Genomic DNA, 10,322 nt, shown 5'->3' on the forward strand with positions numbered 1-10,322 from the left:
AAGAGCAGATGTAGCGGCAGAAGCCAGAAATGAAAACGCCCGGCGGCAACCGGGCGTGGAGTAGCTCTAGGGGTTCAATCCCACCTCCGAAACTACTCCCATTTCGCCTATTCGTCCACCCCTTTCTTTCTGAAAGTTCGGGTGCGGGAAAGAGCTGATTGGAGTAGCAAAATGTCTACCAAATCGGAAACATTTCAAGAGGATGCACGTGAGCTCGCAGGACCTGGCTGCCGGCTAGATCGGGGGCATCATGGCTAGCGCAATCTCGGACAGCGCGAAGGCGCACTATCGCGCCCCCTATTCAGCCAGAGACCTCACGCATCGGGAGCAGATCAGGCTAGACGCGTACCATTTCATCTCCCCGAAGAACGGTGGCCGAACCGTCACTGTTATCGAGCCGTGCCGATTGGCCCTGGCCCTGGAGCTAGAGTTTGACCTGTCGGTCATAAGCTACGTGGAGCGACCTCGCACTCTCACTATCGACGGTTGTCAGATCGAACTTTGCTTCTGGCTGGTCAGGAGGGATGGCGCGGAGAGCTTCATCGCGTTCCGACGGCAGACCAAGCCCACCGTCAATGCGCTCCGGACCGAAGAGGCGCTGTGCGCAAAGTTGATGGAAGCAGCTCGGGCTGCTGGAATCGTCTTAACCATACGGAAGCCGCAGTCATTGGTCACCGCACGGGTCGCGAATGCGACGCGGCTTGAACTCCTTCCCTATGTCCAATCAGCAGCCGACCTAAATGCTGAGGATGTGTTTGTTGAGGCTGTGCTGCTCCACATGAATGCCCATCCGCTGAGCTCCTTCCACGGCATTGAGTCTAGCCTGAGCGGTACGTTCGACTGGCGAGACATCCGGTGTGCGACCTGCCTGCTCATCCATCAGGGCGTTCTGAGCATCAAGTTTAGCGAACGGCTTACTGCAGGAACGCAGGTGCGCTTGGAGGTTGCAGGCTCATGAGCATGCTAACTCTGAAGCAGATCTCATCATGGGATCGAATTGCCCCATCCCAACTTGCGCCGGAAGCCTATCGCAGCTACATGGCCCGCTGTGCAGCCCTTCAAGCCGTCGCCGCAGGCGTTTCCATCGCAGACGCGGCAGCGCGCCACGGCGTGAATCCAGGGACGTTGGGATCAACGATCAGAAACGCACAGATGTTGGCGCCTGATGGAAATCCTTGGGGGTGGCGCGCTTGCCTGCCACACAAGGTCCGAAATCACATCGCGGCATCTCCCGACGATTTTCCCCAATTGGCTGGCCCAGGGGCATTCAAGAAACTGCTGAAGCTGCTGAAGCTGCTTCCCGAGCTTGAAGAGCGGCTCACGGGTTACTCAGGGCAGCTGCCGAAGAGGAATTTTCCTAGCAGTGCCTTCGACAACTTCTTCGAAAAAGTCAGGGCGCTTATTCGCGATAGGGTTCCGCACGATCGTTATCCCGCGAACGATCCGACTTATGCACGACGCAGCATTGTTGAATTTATCAAGGATTCGCGCCGCGGGGGACCATTCGTCGACGAAGGCTTCGAGGTGGAGGATGCTGTTACCGCTGGTCAGTTGCAGGAGGTGTTCGCCCTCCAGCAAGGCGACTGGGTTCAATACGATGGCCACAAGCTAGACGCTCCTTTCTCCGTAGAGGGCCAAGATGGCGATGGCAACCCGTTCCTCCAGAAGATCGGGTGCGTCTGGCTCATCGTCGGGTACTTTGCATTGCTTCGGATCTGCTGCAGCTGGTCACTGTCGTTTGCATCGAACTACAACGGCACCGACTTCAATACAGCCTGCGCCAACAGCCTTCGGCATTGGGAGCCTCGAGAGCTCGTCAGCCCGAGCATGAAGTATTTCGCGGGAAGCGGGATCGGGACTTGGCCTGTACTTGGGTTCGTTGCTACCGGGGCTATCACAAGTCTAGACAACGCCATGGCACACAGGCTGGAGATCAATCGCAAGCGCATGGTGACTGAGTTAAGAGGTGTCATCCATTTCGGAGCAAGCGGGGTCCCTGAAACCCGAGGGCTTCTTGAGGCATGGAACAGGCGGAGGGAAGAAACGGCCATTCGCAGGTTGCCTGGCGGATTTAGACCCCAGGGTGAGGAGTCACAGAAGACGCATGTCAATGGAGGCAATCCGGACAACTATCCACTTCAGCGAGATGCACTTGAAGATCTCATGGATGTGGTTATCGCCAAGTCAAACATCGAAAGCCACGGATCCCACCAAGGGCGCGACCCTTACGACGTTCTCCGGAGCTACGCAGCATCTGGGGGCTGGCTCTTCGCGACTCGCAACGCTGAGGAGCGAGCAGTTGCGATGTCGAAGATGATCATTAGTGCCCGGATCAAGGGAAGTAAAAAACATCGCCGGCAGCCCTATGTCCAGTTCGCACACGCACGATATCGGTCGATCGCGTTGAAGAATAGATGGGATCTAGTTGGTACTGACTACTCTGCTGAGGTGGACATCGCTGATGGCCGAACAATGCACCTGTACACCAAGGAGGGAAATCTCTTCGTGGTGCTTCGGGCACTGCGTCCTTGGGGGAGAACAGCCCATAGCCTGGCCTTGCGCAAGCTAATCCACAAGAGGGCCGTTCGAGGTGATATCGACCTATTGGGTGTCGAGGACGCAGTCCTTGCATACAAGACCTTGTTACGGGCGCGCTTCTGTGAAAGCAAAGAGGCAGCTTCTAGTCAGCTCCAACATAAGAAGAGCCTTGACGCCGCCGAGACTTCGGGGGTGATCCCGAAAACTGTCGCCAGTAGGCCCAGTCAGAGCGCACCGCATCCCTCCATCTTGTCGGAACTCGACATTCCGCTTGCTGGGAGGGTGAGGATCGGCAGAAGGAAGCATGCGAAATGACCGCCGGGCGAAAAAAAAGATCCACCCGAGCACTTGGGGCGTTTCAGACGGTTTTCACAAGAAAGGGCGAGCCAATTATCGAGACCTCGTCGATGGAAGATGCCCTCAATAGGATTGTCGTGGCAATTGAGAAGGGATACCGCGGCATCGGATTTCACTCGCAATCCCGCTTTGGTAAGACTTTCCTTTCTTGGTATATCTGCAAAAGCCTGGATTGGTGCGCATACACCTACGTGGCCGTTTGCGCCATTGCGCGCTCATTCGGATATGCGGAATCTATGTTTATGAACTGGATAATAACTGATCTGGGGCAACGACCGATTGCGCGGCAATCGGCACAGAACAGGCTTGATCGCGTCATCAACGCCATCGAGATGATGTTGAAAAACGCCGACACGGATCGGCTGCTTTTGGTTGTCGATGATGCGCATCTGCTTGAAACAGCTGCATTGCAGCACTTCGCAACACTTGATAACGAACTGGAAAAGCGTGGGAAGTCGATCTTCGTAGTTTTCTTGTTCCAGGATAGGCACACCTCCAACAAGCAAGAGGAGATCAATAAGCTTTATGCTCCTCCGCAGATCAGGGGGCGCTTCTTTACACAGTTTCATCAGTTCCATGGAATTCGATCGAGATCGGATCTCAAGGACTTCCTCCAGCAGTTTGAAGATGACGCAGAAATGAGGCCGGGCGCTGGCGAAACGTTGCCCAGAAGTCTGGCGCCTCACCTCTACGATGGGCCGTTCAGGATTGCAGAATTCAGCGATAAGCTGTGGGATTGCGGCGTGCAGCAGCGAGTGGCGGCAGGGCGGGGAGAGTTTGATGAATGGCCGCTGCAGGCAGTGAGCGTGATGGCCCGGTACATCGCTAGGCAGATCATCACCAAGCCTGGCTTCACCGAAATGACAGACGATGACATCAGACTGGCAATCGGGTACTCGGACCTTGTTGAGTACGACAGCGCGTGTGCAGAGCTGAAATTCACCCCCGATCGGGGAAATGCGGCTGATCCTGAGGGCGTGCAGGAGGATGAGGATGTCTGACGGACATTCGTTCAGCGCGATACTTCACCATTCACCGGACCAGCTGTCAGGCATCTCACCCTTGGGCTTCTTAGCTCAGACACTTCGACTAAATTGCGTAGACTGCCGTGACAGCTTTGGTTTGCTCGGTGTTAGGCCAAAGTATTCGGATGATTGGTGTCGACAGCTTTGCCACTCACAGAGTGCCCAAGCTGCGATTGTGAAAAGCGCGCCTGCCGCTGAGACATTGGCCTATTTTTGGAACCCAAGAAAGTGGCACGCGCTCAGTGGTGAGGCTGCGCAGTGGAGGCCCTATCTAACAGCCTGCTTGGAATGCCTCAAGAGCAGCTATCACTCAATGATGTTCCAGTTGCCTTGGGTCAACCAGTGTCCTTGGCACCGGATTCGCACCGTGGCTCAATGCCCTTCTTGTAGCGCCCCCCTCTGGAGATCGTTTCAATCTGAAGCTGCGCCCTTCGTTTGTACCTGTGGGCGCGACCATGTTCACTCGTCCCTACTCTTGTCCGATCCTGACGGGCGATCTGGAGCACGACAATCTCAAGTGCGGCGATACCTTGCCTGGGCTAACGCAAGCCGGTCGCGTCGGGACGTTTTTGGCTGTGAGGATGATCCGCGATTGATTGAAGCGAGCTCTAGATTGTTCATTCCACGGGGGGCTTCCTGGAACGCGGAGACGCACGGGCCATCAGGAGTGCTCTTTCGCTCTTCGAAGGTAAAGCACCCGCCTACCCTTGAGCAGTGCTTATCGTCAGACGCTCTGGCGAACTTGGCGCCGGCCATTGCGGACACAGCGGAGTTCTTCCTGGAGTTGCCACAGGAAATGGAGGCTGCCCTAGAAGCAGTCACCTTCTCGATAGCATCGAAATTTCCCCCGGGTGACTTCTCTGAACGTGAGAGGCGTCTGCTAGGAATGCCAGCAGCTGATGAATCGCCGCGCCCATTCTCTAGGGTCTCCGTCATCCTCCTGGTCGCGTATGCCGTTCAGGGAAGGCTGTTCTTCGACGGAAGGGTGCTTTCTCGATCCGCTCAAGCCACCTTGCGGGAGATAGCTGGCGCTATCTCCATGCATTCCGGAGACAGTTCTCGTTTGGCGGCTTACTACCGAGCCTTTAGCCGCATACTATTCAGGGCATATGCGCGGGCCGCATTTAAGGTTCTCAGCGAGGTCGAGTACTCCGCCTGCAACAGGCCGCCCCCTCCCCTGCGCCCTATCGCAGTGACACGAAGCAGGATTCACCGCAGTGATGTGAAGCTTCTCTGGATCCCGGATCCGAGCGCAAAGTGAGGGCCCATCACGTCCGCCAGGATGCATCTCCAGAAATTTTCCCAGATGAAGGGTGCCTAGGGGTGACACTGGGGAGCTAGAATTTTCTGCAATGCTCAGTTGCACTTCAATTTATTCTGCAATGATTTTCGGCGAGTCAATACTTTCTGCGATGAACTCTAGTGCACCAGTATTTTCCGAAATGATCATTCTTACATCGGCATTGTCTGCAACGCCCAATGCAGAAGTGGACCTGGAGTTGACCGACCACTCCTTGTAAATCAACATGTTATGCGCTGAGGCCTATTCAACGACAAACATCCGGGATCGTTCCCCCGACAAGGACGAACTGGCAGCGTGATGGAATTTGACCCGTACAACCGCACTGAACTAACCGGCCCTTGGACCGGTTTTACTTTCCTGGGCAAACGGCTGATTACGCCCGAAGGCCGCGAGCTGCTGCCCGAGGATCTGGCCCGGCTTTCGCTCACCGTCTGCCAAGCGCAGGAATGGCGGCGGATGATGGAGCAGCTCCGCGGCAAGCCTGCTGGATCACCGGAACGAAACCAGTGCAGCGCAAGCGATTTGAAGGCAGTCGATGTGGCCACACTGATGGCCCGACCCCAGCTAAGGTTGTCCAGAGTGATGGCTGGTCCTGACGCCGAGCCACCCATGGCAGTAGGAACAAAGCCGGGGCCGAAGCCCCGTGCGCGCGGGTAAGGCGTTGACCGTAGGGGCCCTGCCCCTGCACCCGGATCGCTGATATCGGCAGCGCAGCCATTCGCCTTTGGCGTTACGCAGCTGTTCCCAGCCGTTGCTTAGACGTCGCATCGCCGTGCCACCCATGCAAGCAGCGCCAAGGCGCTTTGGCTCTGCGCTGCCGTAAGCGGGCAATCGCACCAGCTCGGCAGACGGCGTTGGAAGACCCTGACGGTGGGAACGCTACCGCATGTCGGAACGGGCAGCGAAGCGCATGTCCGAACGCGGTGTCCCGGAACAGCGGCTGGTCGCCGTCAGGCTAATCCACCGTCGGGACACCCACGCACGGTGGCAGCGAGGTCAAGGCCGCCTCGCATGGTCACTCCAGATTTGACAGGATTTCTTCCCGACACACGCTGAGGATCTCGTCCGCAAGTGAGGACTCATCCGGGCATGATCGCGACAGCACCACTGCCCCCACTGCCTGTGCGATGAGCGCAATGCGCTGGGCTCGCCGACGCGACACGGTCGTGGCATCCGCTTGATCCTTTGAGTCCACGTCCATTGCTAGTCGGGCTTCAATACCTGCGGCAAACACTTCCTTGAGAGATTCTGGCTGGCGAGCGGCATCGCTGCATAGGGCTGCCATCGTACAGCCTCGACCCGGCGCATCCCGATGCTCGCGCGATAGATAGCTGGCCACGAAGGTCCGGTAATCCATTTCGGCAACAGTTTCGGCCGATTTGGAAAAGCTGTGACTCGCGGCCTCGATCATCAAGTCGGCCTTTGAGGCGAAATTCTTATAGAAGCCGCCGTGCGTGAACCCGGCAGCCGCCATCAGGTCCGCCACGCCCACGCCGTCGTAGCCGCGCTCCCTGAAGAGCGTGGATGCGGTGTCGACGATGTGTGCCCGGTTAGCCTGGGCCTGCGCCTTGGTGACCTTCATGACGGGTTGTCTCTTGATGCTCTGCCTTGCTGTAAGCAGAGTTTATCACGGATAGATGATTGTCATCATCAAACCATTGACATCTAAGATTACGGTCATCATCATTGTACCGCCATGCAGGCGGCGACACTGCCGGCCCGTCCTTGTCACCCCACAACGATCGACCCTGCATCCACCATGATGACTTCGCCCCTCTTCCAGCCTTATCCCCTTGGCCCGCTTACCTTGGCCAACCGTATCGTGATGGCGCCACTAACGCGCAACCGTGCCGCTGCCGGCCTGGTGCCCAGTCCGCTGGCCGCCACCTACTACGCACAGCGCGCCTCGGCCGGCCTGATCATCACCGAGGCCACCCAGATTTCGGCGCAGGCCCAAGGCTACCAAGACACCCCAGGCCTTTATACGCAGGATCAGATCGATGGCTGGCGCACGGTCACTGAAGCCGTGCATGCACGCGGCGGACGCATCTTCGTGCAGCTGTGGCACGTGGGCCGCATCTCGCATGTGGACCTGCAGCCGGGCAACGCCGCGCCCGTGTCCGCATCGGCGATCCGCGCGCAGACAAAGACCTTCGTCCACAACGGCTTTGTTGATGTGTCCGAACCGCGCGCCCTGGAGATTGAGGAGCTACCCGAAATCGTCAACGATTTCCGCCAGGCTGCCGCCAATGCGATTGCCGCCGGGTTCGACGGTGTCGAGATCCACGGTGCAAACGGCTACCTGCTCGAACAATTCATCAAGGACGGCGCCAACCAGCGCACCGACGCCTACGGCGGTTCTATAGAAAACCGTGCGCGCCTGCTGCTGGAGGTGGCTGCATCGGTGGCTGCTGAGATCGGTGCCGATCGTACCGGTGTGCGCATCTCGCCGGTCTCTCCGGCCAACGCCATCGCAACCATCAGCGACCCGCAGCCGCAGTATGATTACATCGTCGATCAGCTCAGCGCGCTTGGCATCGTCTACCTGCATGTGGTCGAAGGCGCGACCGGGGGCCCGCGCGACGTCGCCCCGTTCGATTTCGACGGCTTGCGCCACCGTTTCAGCGGCACCTACCTGGCCAACAACGGCTATGACCTGGAACTGGCCGACGCGCATCTCGCCGCTGGCAAGGCCGACCTGTTCGCGTTCGGCCGTGCCTTCATCAGCAATCCGGATCTGGTCGAACGATTGAAGACCGGCGCGCCTTTGAACGCCTTGAACCCGGCCACGCTGTATGGCGGTGGCGCGGAAGGCTACACCGACTACCCCGCCCTGACTGGAACTCTCCCGCAGTAACCGTGCGGCCAGCGCCGGGCCGCGTCCCCGTTCGCCCATCACATTTCAAGAGACACATCATGAGCCTGCCTACTGTCCTCATCACCGGCGCTTCCAGCGGCATCGGTACCGTTTATGCCGAACGTTTTGCTCGCCGCGGCCACGATCTGGTACTGGTCGCGCGCGACAGGGGGCGGCTGGACGCACTGGCCGAGCGCCTGCGCCACGACACCGGCGTTGCCGTCGACGTACTTCCGGCCGACCTGACCCAGCGCAGCGACCTGGCTACCGTTGAAGCCAGACTGCGCGACGATGCCCGCGTCGGCATCCTGGTCAACAACGCTGGCATCGCCCAATCCGGCAGCTTCACCGAGCAATCGGCCGACAGCATCGAACAGTTGGTCACGCTGAACACCCTCGCCCTGACCCGCCTGGCTGCCGCTATTGCACCGCGCCTGGCAAACGCTGGCGAAGGCGCGATCATCAACATTGGATCGGTGGTTGGGCTGGCGCCGGAGCTCGGCATGTCCGTGTACGGTGCGTCCAAAGCCTTCGTACTGTTCCTCTCGCAGGGGCTGAGCCTGGAGCTGACGCCAAAGGGCGTCTACGTGCAGGCCGTGTTGCCTGCCGCCACGCGCACCGAGATCTGGGAGCGTGCCGGTATCGATATCAACACGTTGCCGGAAGTGATGGATGTCGGCGAGCTGGTCGATGCCGCCCTGGTCGGTTTCGATCGCCGCGAGTCCGTCACCATTCCACCACTGCATGTGGCCTCACGCTGGGACACGCTGGACGCCTCGCGCCAAGGCCTGCTCTCGGACATCCGGCAGGCGCAGGCGGCGGAACGCTATCGCCCCGCCCAGTGAGTCTTGGGCTCACAGGTCCCCGCAATCCCTGCCCTGCAGCCCGACGGCATCCCTCATCAGAGACACACCGCGCATGAAAGCCTTCCTCATCGACCGCTACGGCAAAAAGGAAACCGGCCGCATCGGCGAGGCCCCAGAGCCTTCGCTGCGGGATGACGATGTTCTCATCCGCGTATCTGCGGCCAGCGTCAATGCGCTGGACACCAAGATCCGCACCGGCGAGTTCAAACTGATCCTGCCCTATCGCCTGCCGCAGATCCTTGGCAATGACATGGCCGGCACGGTGGTTAGTGTGGGTGCAGGGGTGCACCACTTCAAACCGGGCGATGAGGTGTATGCGCGTCCCGATGATGAACGCGTCGGGACGTTCGCCGAGTTCATCGCGGTCAAAGCCGCCTCAGTTGCCCTCAAGCCCAGCAACCTCAACATGGTGGAGGCGGCCTCACTGCCACTGGTAGCGCTCACCGCATGGCAGGCGTTGGTCGAAACGGCCCAGCTCAAACCGGGTCAGAAGGCTTTCATCCAAGCCGGCTCCGGCGGCGTCGGTACCGTAGCGATCCAGCTGGCCAAACATCTGGGTGCCTTCGTTGCCACCACCACCAGTACGGCCAATGTCGAGTGGGTAAAAGCATTGGGCGCTGATGTCGTCATCGATTACAGACAGCAGGATTTCGCGACTGAACTGCGTGACTACGATGTAGTGCTCAACAGCCTGGGCAAGCATGAGCTGACCCGATCGCTGCAGATCCTCAAGCCGGGCGGACATCTGATCTCCATCTCCGGACCACCCACACCCGCGTTTGCCGTGGCGCGCGGGCTTGCTTGGCCGCTGAAGCAGGTGCTGCGCCTGCTCAGCCGTGGCATCCGCAGCAGCGCCAAACGGCAGCGCGTAACGTACACGTTCCTGTTCATGCGTGCCAACGGGAGTCAGCTCAGCGAGATCACCTCGCTGGTGGAGTCCGGTGCCATCCGCCCGGTCATCGACCGGATTTTCACTTTCCAGGATACCCGGGGTGCGCTGGCCCATGTGGAGAGCGGGCGGACCAAGGGCAAAGTGGTGGTGGAGATGCCGCAGTAGCCAATGTCTTGACGGGGTACTGTCGACCATTTTTGAAGCGACCTGGATAAGTATTCCTCATCGCCGTCTCCGCCCGATGTCCGCTTGCGGCCAGAAGCGGACACTTGGGTCTAGCCGCCCAAGCGAATCGTCACTGTGTCGAGGCCTGGTGGCTCCCACCTCAAGTAGGCCGGCTGCCCCCATCCGTCCTTCCTGGGATATCAACTGATTTAGAGAAGTTAATCAGCTTCCTGGCCCGTCTGATATCTGCGCGCATTTAAAGGAGAGCAGGCTCGTAACCGTGAACAGCACAGGTGATTCCAGCACGCGACTGGCCTTC

8 protein-coding genes are annotated in these 10,322 nt (G+C 59.0%); 7 read left to right on the top strand and 1 reads right to left on the bottom strand.

Features of this window, described 5'->3' with window-relative positions; translation table 11 throughout:
* Positions 1-406 precede the first annotated feature (406 nt).
* From DCO49_RS00410 to DCO49_RS00425, 4 genes are all read left to right on the top strand, one after another.
* Positions 407-958 (top strand): hypothetical protein, encoded by a 552-nt coding sequence (locus tag DCO49_RS00410; RefSeq protein ID WP_133249369.1) that lies wholly within the window; start codon positions 407-409, stop codon positions 956-958.
* Positions 959-960: 2 nt separating this feature from the next.
* Positions 961-2,853 carry a hypothetical protein gene (locus tag DCO49_RS00415; RefSeq protein ID WP_133249370.1) on the top strand — a complete coding sequence of 631 codons (1,893 nt, stop codon included), beginning with the start codon at positions 961-963 and terminating at the stop codon, positions 2,851-2,853.
* Positions 2,850-3,896: an AAA family ATPase gene (locus tag DCO49_RS00420; RefSeq protein WP_116862285.1), complete on the top strand. Its 1,047-nt coding sequence runs from the start codon at positions 2,850-2,852 to the stop codon at positions 3,894-3,896. The genes DCO49_RS00415 and DCO49_RS00420 overlap by 4 nt, the downstream gene beginning before the upstream one ends.
* A 1,624-nt stretch (positions 3,897-5,520) precedes the next feature.
* The gene (locus DCO49_RS00425; RefSeq protein ID WP_116862286.1) at positions 5,521-5,880 is read left to right on the top strand and encodes a DUF3653 domain-containing protein; all 360 of its coding nucleotides are present in this window, start codon (positions 5,521-5,523) and stop codon (positions 5,878-5,880) included.
* Positions 5,881-6,238: 358 nt separating this feature from the next.
* Here the strand turns inward: DCO49_RS00425 and DCO49_RS00435 are convergent, their stop codons facing one another.
* Positions 6,239-6,805, bottom strand: a complete 567-nt coding sequence (locus DCO49_RS00435) for a TetR family transcriptional regulator (RefSeq protein WP_116862288.1) — start codon at positions 6,803-6,805, stop codon at positions 6,239-6,241.
* 177 nt (positions 6,806-6,982) lie between these two features.
* Between DCO49_RS00435 and DCO49_RS00440 the strand changes: the two genes are divergently transcribed.
* The 3 genes from DCO49_RS00440 (at position 6,983) to DCO49_RS00450 (ending at position 10,003) form a co-directional block, all read left to right on the top strand.
* A complete protein-coding gene (locus tag DCO49_RS00440; RefSeq protein WP_116862289.1) occupies positions 6,983-8,080 on the top strand; it encodes an alkene reductase in 1,098 nt (365 codons plus the stop codon).
* A 56-nt stretch (positions 8,081-8,136) separates the two neighbouring features.
* Positions 8,137-8,925 (top strand): SDR family oxidoreductase, encoded by a 789-nt coding sequence (locus DCO49_RS00445; RefSeq protein ID WP_116862462.1) that lies wholly within the window; start codon positions 8,137-8,139, stop codon positions 8,923-8,925.
* Between the two features lie 73 nt (positions 8,926-8,998).
* On the top strand, positions 8,999-10,003 hold the full coding sequence (locus DCO49_RS00450) for an NADP-dependent oxidoreductase (protein ID WP_116862290.1): 1,005 nt from the start codon (positions 8,999-9,001) through the stop codon (positions 10,001-10,003).
* Positions 10,004-10,322: the final 319 nt, after the last annotated feature.

The sequence above is a fragment of the Stenotrophomonas sp. SPM genome (genome assembly GCF_003105135.1).
Taxonomy (GTDB): Bacteria; Pseudomonadota; Gammaproteobacteria; order Xanthomonadales; family Xanthomonadaceae; genus Stenotrophomonas.